Origin of the sequence: Chryseobacterium cucumeris, assembly GCF_016775705.1 — a bacterium.
Lineage (GTDB): Bacteria > Bacteroidota > Bacteroidia > Flavobacteriales > Weeksellaceae > Chryseobacterium > Chryseobacterium cupriresistens.
Window position 1 is genome coordinate 3728177 of sequence record NZ_CP068760.1, and the last position, 16716, is coordinate 3744892.

General features: G+C 36.3%; 14 protein-coding genes and 3 tRNA genes. 1 reads left to right on the plus strand and 16 read right to left on the minus strand.

Annotation, left to right across the window (positions count from 1 at the left end; all coding sequences use genetic code 11):
* Positions 1 to 11 precede the first annotated feature (11 nt).
* Genes JNG87_RS16665 through JNG87_RS16675 form a run of 3 tightly spaced genes read right to left on the minus strand, consistent with a single transcriptional unit; the run spans position 12 to position 4417 of the window.
* On the minus strand, positions 12 to 1307 hold the full coding sequence (locus JNG87_RS16665; protein WP_202839755.1) for a nucleotide sugar dehydrogenase: 1296 nt from the start codon (positions 1305 to 1307) through the stop codon (positions 12 to 14).
* Positions 1308 to 1361: 54 nt separating this feature from the next.
* Positions 1362 to 3704, minus strand: a complete 2343-nt coding sequence (locus JNG87_RS16670; RefSeq protein ID WP_202839757.1) for a GumC family protein — start codon at positions 3702 to 3704, stop codon at positions 1362 to 1364.
* A 2-nt stretch (positions 3705 to 3706) separates the two neighbouring features.
* Entirely contained in the window at positions 3707 to 4417 is a 711-nt protein-coding gene (locus JNG87_RS16675; protein WP_238349609.1) for a polysaccharide biosynthesis/export family protein, read from the minus strand.
* Positions 4418 to 5686: 1269 nt separating this feature from the next.
* On the opposite strand from JNG87_RS16675, the gene JNG87_RS16680 reads away from it, so the two are divergent.
* Positions 5687 to 7153: a hypothetical protein gene (locus tag JNG87_RS16680; RefSeq protein WP_202839760.1), complete on the plus strand. Its 1467-nt coding sequence runs from the start codon at positions 5687 to 5689 to the stop codon at positions 7151 to 7153.
* A gap of 392 nt (positions 7154 to 7545) precedes the next feature.
* Here the strand turns inward: JNG87_RS16680 and JNG87_RS16685 are convergent.
* The 13 genes from JNG87_RS16685 to JNG87_RS16745 all read right to left on the minus strand — a co-directional run bounded on the left by JNG87_RS16685 (position 7546) and on the right by JNG87_RS16745 (position 16668).
* Positions 7546 to 7619: transfer RNA gene (locus JNG87_RS16685), tRNA-Asp, on the minus strand.
* Positions 7620 to 7651: 32 nt separating this feature from the next.
* Positions 7652 to 7725 (minus strand) — tRNA-Asp (locus JNG87_RS16690).
* Between the two features lie 32 nt (positions 7726 to 7757).
* Positions 7758 to 7831, minus strand: a tRNA-Asp gene (locus JNG87_RS16695).
* 126 nt (positions 7832 to 7957) lie between these two features.
* Positions 7958 to 8275, minus strand: a complete 318-nt coding sequence (trxA, locus tag JNG87_RS16700) for a thioredoxin (protein WP_027374941.1) — start codon at positions 8273 to 8275, stop codon at positions 7958 to 7960.
* An 81-nt stretch (positions 8276 to 8356) separates the two neighbouring features.
* Positions 8357 to 9532 (minus strand): cysteine desulfurase family protein, encoded by a 1176-nt coding sequence (locus JNG87_RS16705; RefSeq protein ID WP_202839762.1) that lies wholly within the window; start codon positions 9530 to 9532, stop codon positions 8357 to 8359.
* Between the two features lie 2 nt (positions 9533 to 9534).
* On the minus strand, positions 9535 to 10002 hold the full coding sequence (locus JNG87_RS16710; protein WP_202839763.1) for a hypothetical protein: 468 nt from the start codon (positions 10000 to 10002) through the stop codon (positions 9535 to 9537).
* Between the two features lie 24 nt (positions 10003 to 10026).
* The gene (locus tag JNG87_RS16715) at positions 10027 to 10614 is read right to left on the minus strand and encodes an HAD family hydrolase (protein WP_202839765.1); all 588 of its coding nucleotides are present in this window, start codon (positions 10612 to 10614) and stop codon (positions 10027 to 10029) included.
* Positions 10615 to 10617: 3 nt separating this feature from the next.
* Positions 10618 to 11343 (minus strand): SDR family NAD(P)-dependent oxidoreductase, encoded by a 726-nt coding sequence (locus JNG87_RS16720; protein ID WP_202839767.1) that lies wholly within the window; start codon positions 11341 to 11343, stop codon positions 10618 to 10620.
* Complete coding sequence (locus tag JNG87_RS16725) at positions 11343 to 12662, minus strand: FAD-binding oxidoreductase (RefSeq protein WP_110010773.1); 1320 nt, start codon at positions 12660 to 12662, stop codon at positions 11343 to 11345. Before JNG87_RS16725 ends, JNG87_RS16720 begins: the two co-directional genes overlap by 1 nt.
* Positions 12659 to 13546: a decaprenyl-phosphate phosphoribosyltransferase gene (locus JNG87_RS16730; RefSeq protein ID WP_202839769.1), complete on the minus strand. Its 888-nt coding sequence runs from the start codon at positions 13544 to 13546 to the stop codon at positions 12659 to 12661. Before JNG87_RS16730 ends, JNG87_RS16725 begins: the two co-directional genes overlap by 4 nt.
* Before the next feature lie 107 nt (positions 13547 to 13653).
* On the minus strand, positions 13654 to 14343 hold the full coding sequence (locus JNG87_RS16735; RefSeq protein ID WP_202839771.1) for an OmpA family protein: 690 nt from the start codon (positions 14341 to 14343) through the stop codon (positions 13654 to 13656).
* Positions 14344 to 14369: 26 nt separating this feature from the next.
* Complete coding sequence (locus JNG87_RS16740; RefSeq protein ID WP_047433063.1) at positions 14370 to 14861, minus strand: lipocalin family protein; 492 nt, start codon at positions 14859 to 14861, stop codon at positions 14370 to 14372.
* 124 nt (positions 14862 to 14985) lie between these two features.
* Positions 14986 to 16668 carry a S8 family serine peptidase gene (locus JNG87_RS16745; RefSeq protein ID WP_202839773.1) on the minus strand — a complete coding sequence of 561 codons (1683 nt, stop codon included), beginning with the start codon at positions 16666 to 16668 and terminating at the stop codon, positions 14986 to 14988.
* Between the last annotated feature and the right edge of the window lie 48 nt (positions 16669 to 16716).

The window sequence follows — 16716 nt, forward strand, 5'->3', positions numbered from 1 at the left end:
TCTCTATTTTTTTATAAACGATTATCGTATTTCTCTAAAATTCCTTTAACATCATATAAAACTCCTCCTTCCTTCAGATAGCGGGAAAGATCAATATTCAGGAATTCATCATGAGAAACTGTAAGAACAATTGCATCAAACTGTCCCTTCACATCTTCAAGAGAATTGGTAGATTGTATACCATATTCATGCATTACTTCTTCCGGATTTGCCCACGGGTCGTATGTTGTAACTTCAACAGAATAGTCTTCCAGAGCATTGATAACATCTGCAGCTTTCGTATTTCTTACATCCGGACAGTTTTCTTTAAAAGTGATTCCAAGATTCAGTACCTTGGCATCCGTAATGTTGATTCTTTTCTTAATCATTGTTTTTACCACCTCGGAAGCTACAAACTGCCCCATGGAATCATTTAGTCTTCTTGCCGTAAGGATAAGCTCAGAATAATATCCTACATCCTGCGCTTTTTGGGCAAGATAGAAAGGATCTACTCCAATACAGTGTCCTCCTACCAATCCGGGCTTGAATTTCAGGAAATTCCATTTCGTTCCCGCTGCCTCCAAAACTGCATGTGTATCAATATCCAGGAGATTAAATATTTTGGCAAGCTCATTCACAAAAGCAATATTGATATCACGTTGTGAATTTTCGATAACTTTCGATGCTTCAGCTACTTTGATGGTAGGTGCCAAATGGGTACCTGCTGCAATTACAGATTTATATAATTCGTCAACTTTTTTACCAATTTCCGGTGTAGAACCCGAAGTTACCTTTAAAATCTTCTCTACGGTACGTTCTTTATCTCCCGGGTTGATTCTTTCAGGAGAATATCCTGCAAAAAAATCCTCGTTAAACTTCAATCCTGAAACTCTTTCCAGCACAGGGATACATTCTTCTTCTGTAACACCGGGATAAACAGTAGATTCATAAATAACAATATCCCCTTTTTTCAATACTTTTCCTACTGTTTCAGACGCTTTATATAAAGGCGTCAGATCCGGACGATTATGTCTGTCTACCGGTGTCGGAACAGTTACGATATAGATGTTAGCCTCTTTAATATCTTCCAGATCAGATGAGCAAAGCAATCCTTTTGATGAGTTTGAAAACGGATTATCTTTCACTAAAACCGGCTGCAGTACTTCATCTTCTACTTCCAAAGTGGAATCTTTTCCGCTATTCAGTTCTGCAATTCTGGCCTGGTTGATATCAAAACCTACTACGGCATATTTTGTTGCAAATAAACGGGCCAGTGGTAATCCTACATACCCCAATCCGATTACCCCAATTTTATTCTGTATATTCATATTAAATGTGATGTTCTTACTTTATTTTAATGTTTATTTTGAAGATAATTTGATTTATTTATTAAAAAGCTTTTGCCACCAGTTTTTCTTCTTATCAGCTGTATATCCATAACCATAGCCATAGTTGTAGCCGTAGCCGTAACCACCAACATTTTTAGAAACATCATTGATCACGAAAGAAACGTTTGATATTTTTGATTCTTTAACCAGTTTATTGGCAAAATCAATTAATATTTTTCTTGACACTCCCGATCTTACCACGTATAATGAAGCGTCGGCTGTATCAGAAATACTCAATGTATCTGAAACAAGCATCAGCGGAGCAGAATCAATCACAATATATTCGTAACGGGACGACATCTCACTGATAAGCTTCTGATAACGGCCGTTGGAAAGAAGCTCCTGAGGATTTGGAGGAATAGATCCCGCATAGATTACATCACATTCAGGATTGGTATCGGAAGTATGTATAAGGTCTTCTACATCTGTAGTTTCATCATATAAATATTCCGTAAGACCGGCATTCTTAATACGTTCATCATCATATCTTTGGATCTGCGGATTTCTGACGTCCGAACCAATGAGTAATGATCTTCCGTTTTTGCTTCCCAATGTCAGAGCAAGATTTACAGAAACCAGAGTTTTTCCTTCTCCTTTCACAGAAGAAGTTACCAGTATGACTTTCGCGGAATCTTTCTTAGGAAGTAGAAATTTAAGATTGGAAACCAATATTCTGAATGCTTCAGCCAGCTCTGAGAAATCGTTTTTCTGTACAAGGTGATTCTGATTATCTTTAAGAGAAGGAATATCTGCAAGCACTCCAAGTGACGAATTTTCTGAAATATCTGTACGGTTGTAGATTTTATCATCCCACATGAAGAAAAGATAGAACACTCCCAACGGCAGCATCAATCCTAATAGAACTGCAGCCAGAAGAATGATATTTTTCTTAGGTGAAACAGGAACATCATCAGTATAAGCAGGATTTACAATTTTAGCTTTCGGAACATTAACAGATAGATTGATCGCATTTTCTTCCCTTTTTTGTAAAAGGAAAAGGAAAAGCTGCTCTTTAAGGTTCTGTTGACGCTCGATACCTCTGTAGATTTTCGACTGTCCCGGAACTTTTTCAATCATTCCTGTGCTGGCAGAAATCTGGCTGTTTACCTGCGCAATAGATGCCTGGATTGTTGCTTTCTGCTGACGGATGTTATCTCTTACGATTTCTTTTAGTGAAGAAATTTCTTTATTCATTTCTATCACTGCAGGGTTTTCATTGGTAGCCTGCTTCAAAGTTTTATTTCTGGTGATAACCAGCGTATTATATTGTGAAATTGCCTGTTCCAAAGAAGGATTAAGTCCTAAATTTGAAGGCATAAGCTGATTATCTCCTTTTGAAGCTTCATTTTGAAGGGAATTAAGAAGATCCAGCTGTGTTTGCTGCTGAAGAAGCTGCTTTGTGTTCTCGTTTGTATTTTGAAGCGCCAATTGAGCCTGAGCCTCTAAGTCTACGATTTTGTTACGGTTCTGGAAGTCTTCTTTCTGATTCTCAACTCCGGAAAGATCCCGTGAAATAACTTCTAATCGTTTATCGATAAACTCCTGTGTATTTTGAGCCTGTAAGTTTTTATCTCTTAGCCCATCCAGATTATATTGTTTGGTTACTTCATTAAGGATGGCTTCTGATTTTTCGGGAACAGTTCCCACGATGCTGATGTCCATAAGCATCGCTTTCTGATCCGGAAGATCCACCTGGATTTTCTTTTCTAAAGATTTTACCTTCTCTATTGGATTCCAGAAAACAATTTTATACTTATCTTTAAAGGTAAGGCCCGGAACTTTTTGAAGAACTACAGTTCCAAAATCAAGTGTCAGGTTTTTACCAAAAGTTCCCTTTACTTTTTTGTTTTCCTTATCCTCCAGAACAAATTCATTTCCATTTACTTCTTTTACTTCATATTCGGAAGAAACAAATTTCTTGACATTTTTATAAGAAATAATTTCTGCAACAATGGGTACCCGGGTAAATAATTCAGAATCCCTTATCTCACCCGAATTATAATATTGTATATTAAGATTTAGATTTTCAACAACCTTCATCAAGATGGGTCTTGAGTTTACTACAGCCACTTCACTCTTTAGCTCATCTGCATTTCCTATACCAAGCCCCAAGTTATCAAGATCAATTAATGCACCTGTTAAATCAGACTGTTTTTTATCAAATTTTAATGTAGTAGTTGATTGATACTGAGGTACAGCGTATCTTAGATATATAAAGGCCACAGTAACAAATAATAGGACAGATGCTATAAACCAAGGCCATTTGACTAAATATTTCCCAATGATCTTTCTTAAATTCAAAGATTCTTCACTTTCCTGAAATTCTATCTGCTGCATATTTATTTACGAGTTAAAGCAATAATAAGTGTACCAGCTGTCAGTAAAGCACCAATAATCTGGAATGTAAGGGCTCTGTTCGGATTCGAGTTAGCCTGAACCTGTTTATTTTTGTCCGGCTGCACATATAATATGTCATTCTGCTTCATATAATAATAGGGCGAACTGACTATATCAGATCTTGTAAGATCGATATTAACAATCTGATCTGTTCCGCTATCATCGGCACGGATAAGCTTAACATTGGTACGGTCTCCGAAATCCGTCATATCACCTGCAAGCCCAAGCGCCTGAAAAATATTGATTTTTTGAGAAACACTTTCTTTCTGCCCCGGTTCCTTTACCTCTCCTAAAACGCTTACATTAAAATTTTTAAGGGTAATGGTCACCAATGGATCTGTCAGATATCTCTTAAGACGCGATTCAAGCTCCTGTTTTAGCTGTACCTGTGTCATTCCTTTAACGTACACATTTCCTAAAACCGGAAAAGAAATATAACCTTCTTCATTGACAAGATATTGACTTGGTTCTACATATTGGTTAATTCCCCTGCTAGCGTCGCCCCCTACCTTATTTGCAGTATTAAGGTTAAAAGGCTTCACTGCTATTTCGTCAAGTGCAGATACAAGAATCAGGAGAGCATCTCCTTCCTGAATATGCAGGCCCTGAAACTTGGCTTTTGCAACCTCTTCTTCCATATTATGCTTTGACATATATACCATATTCTGCTTCGGTCTGCATGATAATAAAGTAACCGATAACAGTACTATATATGCAATAATAGTTTTATTCATATGTTATTATTCTTATCTACTTGTGTTATTATTTAGGTTTATCGAACTGATTTCAACTATATTTAAATATGTATTGTAATAAAACGACTATACTATTTAAATATTTTAAAGCGTGCTTTAAATTCTCATGCTAAAATCACTTCTTTCTCTAGCAATTTTCATTCCGTTTAAAAACAAAATGATGAAATTATTATTTTAATATCAACTTTTTTATTTATTTAATTCTTTAATTTTAATTATATGCTTCATTTTCAGATATTCTACATTGCTTGTAAATTTTTAATGACATTTCCTTTTTACAATTCATCAACTCAATTTCTTCAATTTAATCCTGAATCATAATGTTTATATCATGAGGAATTTTTCTGACACATTTATTATTAAGAAATGTAGTTACCATTTTAAATATTGTAAAAACAAAGAAAAATAAAAACAGAATAGAGGACAAATGAACGGGAGCACCGAAAACAAATCCGGATATAAAATATAATCCAGAAAATACTATCAATGCACTGGTAGAAAACCATGCAGTTTTAAAAAAGTCAAAAGAAACAAAATGTCTTATAATTTCATTTTCTGTTATAAGCAGGATAACAATCTTTATCATCAAAATTATTTTTTCATTTTGATGCCCAATCAAATTAATTTGTACCTCCAGGTTTTTTAAAAGTAAATATGAAATTAAAGCTAAAAAAAATATGAAAGAAATATCAATAATAAAAAACGACCACCCAATCACACATCTTAACTCCCTGATTTTAAAAAAATTCCCCATACACAAACAAACCTGAATGTAGATTTTCTATTAATTCAACAACCAGTGGTTTCTATTATCAAGCGAAGATAATAATTATAATTAATATTTTTAATTACACATATTAATTTTTATTTAAAACATAAGATTTATATCGATATAATCCAGAAAATAAATTCAAAAACAAATCATAAAAGTGATTGTAATTTTTTGTCGAAATTTGATATGGAAAATAATACAAAAATCAGGAAAATAGTATTTTTTTATTTCATTCATTATCAATGCCTTAAATTACATCACATAATCTATCCAAAAAAATGTCCCGCTGAAAATAAAGCAAAATAACAAATGTAGTATAAATGATGTACCCTGTTATTCTTTTTCATTTTTTTAATCTTCTAGATTTGCAGCACAATTAAGATGATTTAAAAAGGATGAAAAAAAATGTTTTATTATTAGGTAGTATTTTAATTTCTTTACAAATATTCTCCCAGGTGGGAATTAATACTACAACTCCTCAGGCCAGTTTAGATGTAACAGGAAAGCCCACTTCTACCAATGTACTGGACGGCATTATTGCACCAAGAATTACAGGAACCCAGCTTAGAGCAAAGACCTATACAGCCAGCCAGACAGGAGCAATGGTGTATGTTACAGCCGCTGATACAGCCCCGGCAGGCCAGACTGTTGATATTAAAAACTCCGGATATTATTATTTTGACGGCAGTCTGAATAAGTGGCAAAAGTTGAATGCAGGAAATATAGCTGCCGGAGACCTTACGCCGGATGCTTTTATTGACGATCCTGTTAATACAATGGTAAAATTAGGAAATACTTCTTCCGGTACAGGAAGGGTTGCCAATACTGATTTTGTGATTAAAGACGATGGTACGGTGGGAATCGGTACTTCATCACCGGACAGCGGATTGCATATAAAAGAAAATTCTACAACGGGAAGTCATCAGATGAAAGTAGAATCTGTAAGCAATTCTCCTTTGATTGCGTTAGAAAGAACCGGAAACAGTAACTTATCTACCGGAACGGAGCTTGGAAAATTATCCTTTAATGGAAAGATTTCAGGAGCTGATTTTCCATTAGCAGGGATAAAAGCCAATTATTGGGGAAATGGAACAACCAATTCTTCATCCCTTACATTCTCTACCAGTGACCGGCCAGCTGCCGTAATCAATGAGAACGGGAATATGGGAATAGGACGTTCTGATATCAATTATGCCATGTCTCCTACCCAAAAGCTTGATGTAGACGGAAATGTAAGATTCAGAGGTGTCCCGGATGAAACAGGTGTAGCCTCTACAGAAAGAATTATAGTATTGAAAAGTGACGGAACAGCAAAAAAAGTTCCTTTGGAAGCTATGTTTCCTCCTGACAAATTCAGTTTAGATGATATACTTGTCAATAAGGCAGGAGGTTCGGTACATTACGATTACAACTACCCTATTATAAGCTACGCAAATATAGATCTAGTTAATTTCAGCAGAACGATTACCATCCCTCCCAATACTGTTGGCAGAGTCATTTTGAACTATTCTATTCCTGCCGGTACTCATGACACCAATTGTGCAAATCCGGACAGGGTATCTTACATCGGGGTTACATTTTACAAAAATGGTGTAGAACAGCAGGAAGGCTCCAGAAAAGTATCCTTAAAAGGACTAACTTCGGCTGCAAGAATGGGAACTATAAATGGTAATTTTTCAGAAGACATCACCAATAACACCTCTTCTGATATGACTGTAACCTATAAGCTAGCGGGATATGCAGAAGGGAGTGGAGCAGGAACATGTATGCTTGTTTATAATATGTGGGATGGAGGAAACCAGCCGAATTACAATTGGGGCCGTGGAACTATGACCATTCAATTGTTTAAAAGAGCTTTATAGACAGTAACCGTAAATAATATATTTGATAAAAGATTACAGAATCCGGAATAGCAATATTCCGGATTTTATAATTATGATCCCTTGTCATTGAAATCAAAGCTGCTTTGGAAAAAACTTAAGAATATACTTTCTCCGGTGTGAATTCTTTAGCCTTTCATATAAAAATATTTGTTTATGCAACCGTAGAAAGCATCCTGATAAAGAATCAATTATACAACGCTATTTTAAAACTTTTGCACTTGATTCATAAAAACTGAAGATTTCACAGGGATGGTGTAAATAAGTGAAAACTGTTCTGAACTTACATCTTATTCAGGCTATCGACTCTCCTTATATCATTCCGCTTACAAATGGAAAATAAAAAAGTCTTCTATTTCTAGAAGACTTTTTTGCGATCCGGACGGGACTCGAACCCGCGACCTCCGCCGTGACAGGGCGGCATTCTAACCAGCTGAACTACCGGATCAATTTTTTTAAAGTAAATTGAGAAAACTTCCGCGATCCGGACGGGACTCGAACCCGCGACCTCCGCCGTGACAGGGCGGCATTCTAACCAGCTGAACTACCGGATCAATTTTTTTAAAGTAAATTGAGAAAACTTCTGCGATCCGGACGGGACTCGAACCCGCGACCTCCGCCGTGACAGGGCGGCATTCTAACCAGCTGAACTACCGGATCATTATTTTAAAGAACGTCGTTTCTTTTTCGTGGTTGCAAAATTACAACTTTTTTTGTTACCTGCAAATTATTTTAAAAAAAATGCCTCCCAATACTGGAAGGCGTTCATTATCAAACTTATTTTTTTTATAAGTGAGCGCTTAATTTTTCAGCGATTACCTCTTTTGGAGCTACACCTACTAATTTGTCTACTACTTCTCCGTTTTTAAAAATAAGAACTGTAGGAATATTTCTGATACCGTACTGCATAGAAATCTCCTGGTTGTTGTCTACATCTACTTTCCCTACTACTGCTTTACCTTCAAAATCTGATGCTACTTCTTCGATGATTGGTCCTAAAGTTCTGCAAGGTCCGCACCATACTGCCCAGAAGTCTACTAATACCGGTTTATCTGATTTTAAAACCGTATCCTGAAATGAGCTGTCTGTAATTTCTAAAGCCATTTTTGTTTCTTTTATTTTAATTAATATTATTTTCTTTTAATCCTTTTGGATATTCAAAATTACGATTTTTAAAGCACAAGACTATCTATGCTCAACATTAGTTTTTTCTATAGTGTAATCGCTTGAGATTTCCTTTAATGCGTTGACCAGTGTGTCAATCTCCGCTTTAGTCGTCATATGGCTGAAAGAGATACGTAATGGGGTACAGTGATCCATTTCATCCTCAGAAAGCACCATCATCATCACCATTGAAGGCTTTGATGCTCCTGATGAGCATGCACTTCCCTGAGAAATTGCAATTCCTTTCATATCCAGCTGAAGTCCTATCAATGGATTTTTATAAGGCAGTAATGCGCTTAAAACTGTATAAAGGCTATTTTCCTTTTCTGCACTTCTTCCATTGAATTTAATTCCTTCAATTTCGGCAGAAAGTCTTTCAATTGCATAATCCTTGATATCCTGCATATGACGGGTGTATTCCTCCATATGATTCAGAGAAAGTTCTAATGCTTTTCCTAATCCTACGATACCACAAACATTTTCAGTTCCCGCTCTAAGGCTTCTTTCCTGAGGTCCTCCGGTAATAATTCCTTTTAAACCTGTTGCTTTTCTGATAAATGCAAATCCAGCTCCTTTCGGACCATGAAACTTGTGGGCACTACACGATGCAAAGTCCACAGGGATATCAGAGAAGTCAAGGTTCATATGAGCCATTGTCTGCACGGTATCTGAGTGGAAAAGTGCCTGATACTGTTTGCAAAGCTGGGCAACCTGTTTAAGGTTAATGATATTTCCGATTTCGTTGTTGGCATGCATTAAGCTTACCAGTGTTTTTTTATCTGAAGCTTTTAAAAGTTCTTCTAATTTAGCAAGATCAATATCTCCTTTTTCATTCGGACGGATGTAGTTTACCTCTACTCCTTTTCTGTTTTTCATATCCAGAATACTTTCAGAAACGCATTTATGTTCCAGAGGAGAACTGATGATTCTTTCTACCCCAAGGTGTTCTACCGAGGACTTGATGATCATATTATTTGATTCCGTACCACAGGAAGTGAAAATGATTTCAGCAGGAGTTACATGAAGATAGTCTGCAACCTGTCTTCTTACATTTTCAATAAGGATTTTTGCTTCCTGGCCAAAGCTGTGCGTTGAAGAGGGGTTTCCGAAATTCATCTTCATTGTGCCCACCATTGCATCTATAACTTCTTCTGCAAGCGGAGTGGTTGCGGCATTATCTAAATATACTTTATCCATTGTTATTTTGAATATTTTAATTCTACGGAGTTAAACTGATAATCTGCGGGAACAGTAAAAATAAACCACGGGTTTGAAATTACCTGAATTTCCATTCCACCGGAAGGCTCTCCGGCAGGAACTTCTACATACAGAATCTTATTTTTCACAGATATATTTTTAATTTCTTCAATTTTGTGACTTCCAGATCTGAAGGTTCCCAAATTGTATACAACAACTTTTTTATTTTTCGGAAATTGTGGATATTTAATATAAGATTCTTTTCCCGGTTCTGAAATACCAAAACTTCCGCTGATAATATTACGAAAATCCTTTTCGTCTTCAATGATCTTAAAGCCGGGAGCATCGGTTCCTCCCTGATTTTCAGAAACGAGGAGCTCCGTACTTTGCTGCATAACAGAAGACTTCTGAGATGAAGTGCTGGCACAGCCCATAAAGAGTACTGCACATGCAATGATCAGGCTTTTCATTTTTTACAATTTTATCTCCCAAAATTAGTGAAAAAATTGGTAATGTCCCTCATTTGCCCATTTCAACATTGGCCGATCTCCGGAAGTATCACCAAATGCAATAATTTTATCGTACTTGGAATCGTTAATTTCCTCTTTGATTCTTATCAATTTTTCCTTTCCGTTACAATTTTTTCCTACAAAGTTTCCGGTGAAAATACCGTTTTTAAACTCTGCCCGCGTAGAAACAAGCTCCATTTTCAGTTCTTCGGCGAATGGTTTTACCCAGATGTCCAATGAAGCGGTTACTAATAAACTCTGTGTATTATTCCTATCGATATTTTTTATAAAATCCAATGCATTCTCCCTTACTATTTTAGGGTAGTGCTGTTCAAAAAACTGTTTAGACTTCTGTTCAATTTTCTCCTGGGTCTGTCCTCTTAAAATAGAACCGATAAAGCTTTTTTTCACTTTTTCCGTTTCAGCCAGTTTTAGCTTCAACAGGATAAAAAGAGGTACGTGTCTCAAAAATTGTATACGGTATTTTGTTGAATCGTAAAATTTAAGATACATAAACATGGTATCTTTATACGTAATGGTTCCGTCAAAATCAAAACAATACAATTTTTTCATTTTTTAAAGCTTTAATTTTTTGAATATAAACTCAGGAATATTCCTGATAATCATCATAATAATACTCCAAACCGGCAAAACATATGCCACATTCCTACCCTTTTTGAAGGCTTTATAAATACAGGAAGCAGCCTGTTTTGGCGTTGCTGTCAGTTTCGGATTTAAAGGCAGCCCTTCTGTCATTTTGGTTGCCATAAACCCTGGTTTTATCGTAAGAACGTGCACTTTTTTATCAAAAAGATAATTTCTCAAACCGCTCAGATAAGCCGTAAAAGCTGCTTTTGCACTTCCATAGATAAAGTTACTCTGTCTTCCCCGGTCTCCTGCCACTGATGAAAGACCGATAATCGTTCCTGATCTTCTGCTTTCAAATTTTTGAACAAAATAATTCATGACAGGCACAAGTTTTGAATAATTGATATCAATGATACGCTCTGTATTTCTATTATCATATAATCCTTCTTCTGTTCCTTCACCCAAATATCCTACGGCACAAAATAATACATTTGAATTGATATTATCAAATCTATTGTAATCAATTTCTTTTGTCAGATCCAATTCAATGACTTCCGCCTGCTGCAGAAACTTTACATCAAGATGTCTTGCAAAACGCTCTGTAGTTTCTTTATTTGAGGTAAAAAGATAGATTTTTTCAAACTTTTCTCCTTCCTGAAGTGCTTTTTCCACAAAAGCCTGTGCTACTTCAGATGTACTTCCCAGAACTATCATTACGAATTGTTATTTATGATTCTTTTGTGCTGTAAAGACACAAATTTAGGATTTTGAATATTTTTCAGGTAGTTGGTAAGCGATGATCTGCTCATGCTGTCTTTGGTAAGATAAATTCTTCCTCCAAACTCCTGAACAATAGCATCCAACTGATCTACCAGTTTTTTCAGTTTTGAATTGACTTTAAAATCCAGCGCCAATGTATACCCTTCCACAGGGAATGAGTTGTAAGCCTGAGGATTATTTTTTCCAAAAAGTTTTAAAACTGCTAAGAATGATCCGTTTCCGCTTTTGGCGATCGTTTCAAGGATTCTTTTCATTCCTTCTTTTCCTGTTTCTTTAGGAATGACCATCTGATACTGTATAAAACCGGACTTCCCATAGATCTTATTCCAATCTGTGATCGCATCCAAAGGATAGAAAAACGTTTCATAATCGATAAAGTTTTTCACTTCTTTTTTAGACTGCTTTTTATAGTATAACCAATTGAAAATTTTTACAGTAAGAGCATTCAGTACAAATCCCGGAAAATAAAAAGGAACTGTAGGAGAAAATTTCTTCTTCAATCTCAAAGGCGTTTTGGAAAAACTCTGGGGAAGTTCATGCTGAAAAGCATGTTCTCCTCTCATGAGAATACTTCTTCCGATATTTTTTCCTTTCTGAAGACAATCAATCCAGGCCACCGTGTAGGTCCAGTTTTCACTTTCATCGAACAGCTTAAAGATCTCATCCAGATTGTCTGCTTTGATACTTTCCTGACGAATGTATGCGGACTCTATATTTTTAAGTTTAAATTTTGCTGTGAGAATAATACCGGTAAGTCCCATTCCACCAATGGTAGCCCAGAACTTTTCTGTATTTTCCTCCCTGGAACAGGTAATGATCTCCCCTTTCTCATTCATGAGCTTGAATTCAAGCACATATTCTGAAAAACATCCTTCTGCATGATGATTTTTTCCATGAACATCGGATGCTATAGCACCTCCTACCGATACAAATTTTGTCCCGGGAGTAACGTATAGAAAATATCCCTGCGGAACCGCTATTTCCAGTACATCTGAAAGCAGCACTCCGGATTCACATTCTATGATCCCGTTCAGACGGTCAAAATTGATGAACTTATTTAATTTTTTTGTTGAAAATATAGCTTCTCCCAATGAAGCATCTCCATAACATCTCCCATTTCCTCTCGCTATGACTTCGTTGTGATTGAGTACAAATTCTTTTATTTTTCTGAAACTGTCCTCAGATCTCATTTCCTTCTCTACTATTGGGAAATTTCCCCAGTTGGTAACTTTCTGTATGAAATTCGGCTTCATTTCTTAAAATAAATTTGAATTAAAAATGCAACGACCCAAAGCAATAAAGTAGCCTGTATATAACGGTCTCTGTACACGATTTTTGTTGGAGATTCCGTTCTGTTGTAAACAAGGGTCTGCTGAAGATATCTTAACAATGCAAATACAACGAAAATCACGGTATAAAAAACTCTTTCATGAAATCTTTCCTGAACTTCCGGAGAGAGCGTAAACATCAGGTAGCAGACAATAGCCAGTGTGATAGAAATGGATAAAGCAATATCTGCAAACTGAACGTTATATCCATCCAGTGCTTTTCTTGTTTTTCCTGAAACCTGGGCATTGATAAGCTCTCCCCTTCTTTTTCCTATAGCCAGTACCAAAGCCAATACAAAGGTCAGCAGGATTGCCCATTGTGAAATACTGATTCCGGTAATATAACCTCCAGCCAGTACACGTAACACAAATCCTATGGCAATAATAAAAATATCAATAATAGGAACATGTTTAAGCCTGAAAGTATAGGCAAGATTCATCACCACATAAAACCCTATGATGATTGCGAACTTCCAAAGTAGTTCATGGAAATAAAGTTGTGTAAAAAATACAAGACCTATATCTGCAATGATAAGACCTATAAGAATTCCTATAGCTTTTGATTTTGAAATAGCTCCACTCGCCAAAGGTCTTCTCCTTTTCTCAGGGTGTTTTCTATCTGCTTCAATATCATTATAATCATTCAGGATATAGACCACACTTGCTGCAAGTGAAAATATGACAAATGCAAAAATGCTTTTGAGAAGCAGATCTATATTGGTAATATTACCTGAAAAGAAAAGAGGGACAAATACAAAAAGGTTTTTCACCCATTGCTCCACACGGAGCAGTTTTAAATATTTCTTCATTTATGTTATTTCAAATACAAAAATAATAAATTCAAAATTTCTAGCATAAAAATACAAAAAAAACCGCCGGGGCGGTCTTTTACGAAAATATTTATATATTAAATTAACTATTGCCCTTGTTTGGCATCGTTAATCATTTTTTCATTGGCAGTAATTGCAAACTCTACTCTTCTGTTTTTAGCTCTTCCTTCTTCAGTATCATTGCTAGCTACAGGCATTGCTTCACCTTCACCTTTTGTAAACATTCTGCTTGATGCAATTCCTTTTCCTGATAAATAGGCTTTCACAGCATCTGCTCTTCTTTGAGAAAGTTTCAGGTTGTACTCATCTGAACCTTTGCTGTCTGTGTGACCATAGATATTGATATTCGTATCTGGATTATTAGCCAGTACTTCAGCTAATTTATCAAGGTTGGTCTGTGCAACAGAAGTAAGGTTTGAAGAATCGAAAGCAAAGTTAACAATACTTTCATTCATGGTTACTTTAATACCATCTCCTACTCTTTCTACCTGAGCACCTGGTAAAGTTTCTTTAATATCTTTTGCCTGCTTATCCATTTTGTTACCGATAACGTTACCAGCAACACCTCCGATAATACCTCCCAATACAGCTCCGATAGCTCCGTTTCCTCCTTTCCCTACATTGTTACCAAGGATACCCCCAATTACTGCTCCTGAAGCAGCACCTACTGCTGTACCTCTTTGTTGGTGGTTTGAATTCTGAACCGCTTCACAGCTTGTCAATAATAATGCTGATGACAAGAAAAGGGCTCCTACGTATGTTTTTGTAAATTTCATTTTTTTTGATCTTTTATGTTGATAAATTATTTCATTCCGGTTCTCTGGAAGTTGTAAACTACTTTTACATTACCTCCTTCAAAAGGAACGTCTTGCTCAAGTGAAAACTGATCTGTACTCTGATTAATCATTGTAAGACTGTAACCTGCTGTATTTTGTTTAGCTTTTGTACCTGAAGCAATTTTTTTAAACATAAACGTATTACCGCCTTTTACTTCAAATTTGATTGGCTGTGTAATTGCCGGGCAATCTCCACCACCGTTTAAAGTATACGCTCCTGTCCAGTTATTGGGAATCAATCTCCAGTGGCTTCCTACGAAGCACTGTGCGTCTGCACCTTCATCAAAAGGCTTAATTTTATAACCTTTATCATAATCTATGCTTACAATCTGCCAGTCTCCTTTCATTTTCAGGAAATCGGCTCTTTGATTTTGAGATGTAGCTGCTTTGTTAACAGAGGAACACGAAACTGCAAAAAGTGATGTTCCCAACATCCCTGCAAGTAGTAACTTTTTCATTTTGTTGTTTATTATTTTGTTACTATAAAGTTACAAAAAACCGTGCCAAAATTTAAAATAAAAAATAAAAAGTCCGAAAAAATTCGGACTCTTTATGGTTTCTCCTTAAACACAGGGAGATAAATTATTTTTTAACAGCCTTTTTTACGGATTTCGAAGGCTTGGTTGTGCCTGTAGTTTTTCCTTTATAAAAGTTGGTATAGGCATACTCTGCTGCCTTTTTCAGGTCGATAACCCCACCTGCCTGAGATTGGTCACCAAAACCATCGGCAGTACTTGGGTTGCTGCTTTTCACAAGAGCTTCAATGATCTGATAAGGTTTAAGATCCGGCATATAAGCCAGTAAAACAGCTGCTCCTCCGGCCACAACAGGGGAAGCCATAGAGGTACCCTGAAGGTATTTATATTCGTTTTTAGGAACGGTAGAATAGATTTCTTCTCCCGGAGCAAAAACGTTCACCATCTTTTTATTGTAATTTGAAAAATCTGCTCTCAGTGCATTATTTTTATTCGTACTTGCTCCTACCACAAGAACATTGCTTACAAATGGTTTCTCGTCTGTAACATTTTTAAAGTTGGTAGGATATGCGAGATGTTCTGCTACATCTTCATTTTCGTTACCTGCAGCTTTTACTAAAAGAACGCCTTTATCTTCAGCATATTTGAAAGCATCCCAAACCACATTTTTACCAGGAGAAACAGGTTTTCCAAAGCTCATATTTAAAACTTTCGCACCGTTATCTACAGCATATCTGATCGCATTGGCAACGTCTTTATCTCTTTCATCACCATTCGGAACTGTTCTTACAGACATAATTTTAGCCACTTTGGAAGCTACTCCATACTGAACTTCTTTTCCTTGCGGAAGTCCGGCAATAATTCCTGCCACGTGGGTTCCATGTTCTGCATCCGGTCCTTCATAATGATTATTTCCATAGATTTTTTCAGAATAGTCATCATAGTTATCCCCTACAATTTCTTTTCTCGGATCATAGGAAAGGTCATATTGTTTTGCTGCAGGAGCAAAATGATCGATGGCTTCTTTCATTTCCTCCTTCATCTTTTTTTCAAATTCCGCGGCTGATTTTCCTTTAAATTCCGGACTTTGTGAAATCTGGCCTAAAAATTCCTTCGCAATGGCATCTCTCTGATCTGTCGGAGCTTTGATCGCAGCAATAGTTTCAGCGGTTACAGGCTTACCTGCCAGCAGTTTTACCATATTAGGAATCAGTTCGTTCAGCATAGAATAAGTCTGAAAGTTTTGTTTTGCCTCGATACTCTTTTTATTGAACATATCTTTGGCTTTCATGTACATCTCAAACTCTTCCTTCATCTTAGCCTGGTTGGCTTTATTTTTTGTGGAATCATCTCCTTCGAAGACAGGTTTATATTTGGCAACTACTCTTGTCACCTCCATATTATCAATATCAATATCACCGTTTTTACCTCCTATAAAGTTCCATCCATGTACGTCATCAATATACCCGTTTCCATCATCATCTTTACCGTTACCGGGAACCTCGTTTGGATTTGACCATAGGTTTTTTACCAATCCTGGATGATCTACCTGTACTCCACTGTCTAATACACCCACCACGACGGTTTTAGGCTTCAGACCTTTAGATTCCAGGTATTTATAAGCATTTGCTGTATTTACACCATATACTTTTGAAGTTGCAAAATCTTTGTGATACCATGTCATAAGATCTTTGTCTTCGTTTGGATCAATACTTTTAGCTTTAGATTCCTGTGCAAAAGAGAAACTAAAACCTGCAAAAAAAACTGCAGCTAATAATACCTTTTTCATATGTTGATATTTAATTTTTAAAGCGATATGCCAATCACCGTCATCATC

Coding starts and splice junctions, on each gene's coding strand:
- JNG87_RS16665 (WP_202839755.1), bottom strand. CDS start 1,307: ATGAATATACAGAATAAAATTGGGGTAATCGGATTGGGGTATGTAGGA.
- JNG87_RS16670 (WP_202839757.1), bottom strand. CDS start 3,704: ATGCAGCAGATAGAATTTCAGGAAAGTGAAGAATCTTTGAATTTAAGA.
- JNG87_RS16675 (WP_238349609.1), bottom strand. CDS start 4,417: ATGTCAAAGCATAATATGGAAGAAGAGGTTGCAAAAGCCAAGTTTCAG.
- JNG87_RS16680 (WP_202839760.1), top strand. CDS start 5,687: ATGAAAAAAAATGTTTTATTATTAGGTAGTATTTTAATTTCTTTACAA.
- trxA (WP_027374941.1), bottom strand. CDS start 8,275: ATGGCTTTAGAAATTACAGACAGCTCATTTCAGGATACGGTTTTAAAA.
- JNG87_RS16705 (WP_202839762.1), bottom strand. CDS start 9,532: ATGGATAAAGTATATTTAGATAATGCCGCAACCACTCCGCTTGCAGAA.
- JNG87_RS16710 (WP_202839763.1), bottom strand. CDS start 10,002: ATGAAAAGCCTGATCATTGCATGTGCAGTACTCTTTATGGGCTGTGCC.
- JNG87_RS16715 (WP_202839765.1), bottom strand. CDS start 10,614: ATGAAAAAATTGTATTGTTTTGATTTTGACGGAACCATTACGTATAAA.
- JNG87_RS16720 (WP_202839767.1), bottom strand. CDS start 11,343: ATGATAGTTCTGGGAAGTACATCTGAAGTAGCACAGGCTTTTGTGGAA.
- JNG87_RS16725 (WP_110010773.1), bottom strand. CDS start 12,662: ATGAAGCCGAATTTCATACAGAAAGTTACCAACTGGGGAAATTTCCCA.
- JNG87_RS16730 (WP_202839769.1), bottom strand. CDS start 13,546: ATGAAGAAATATTTAAAACTGCTCCGTGTGGAGCAATGGGTGAAAAAC.
- JNG87_RS16735 (WP_202839771.1), bottom strand. CDS start 14,343: ATGAAATTTACAAAAACATACGTAGGAGCCCTTTTCTTGTCATCAGCA.
- JNG87_RS16740 (WP_047433063.1), bottom strand. CDS start 14,861: ATGAAAAAGTTACTACTTGCAGGGATGTTGGGAACATCACTTTTTGCA.
- JNG87_RS16745 (WP_202839773.1), bottom strand. CDS start 16,668: ATGAAAAAGGTATTATTAGCTGCAGTTTTTTTTGCAGGTTTTAGTTTC.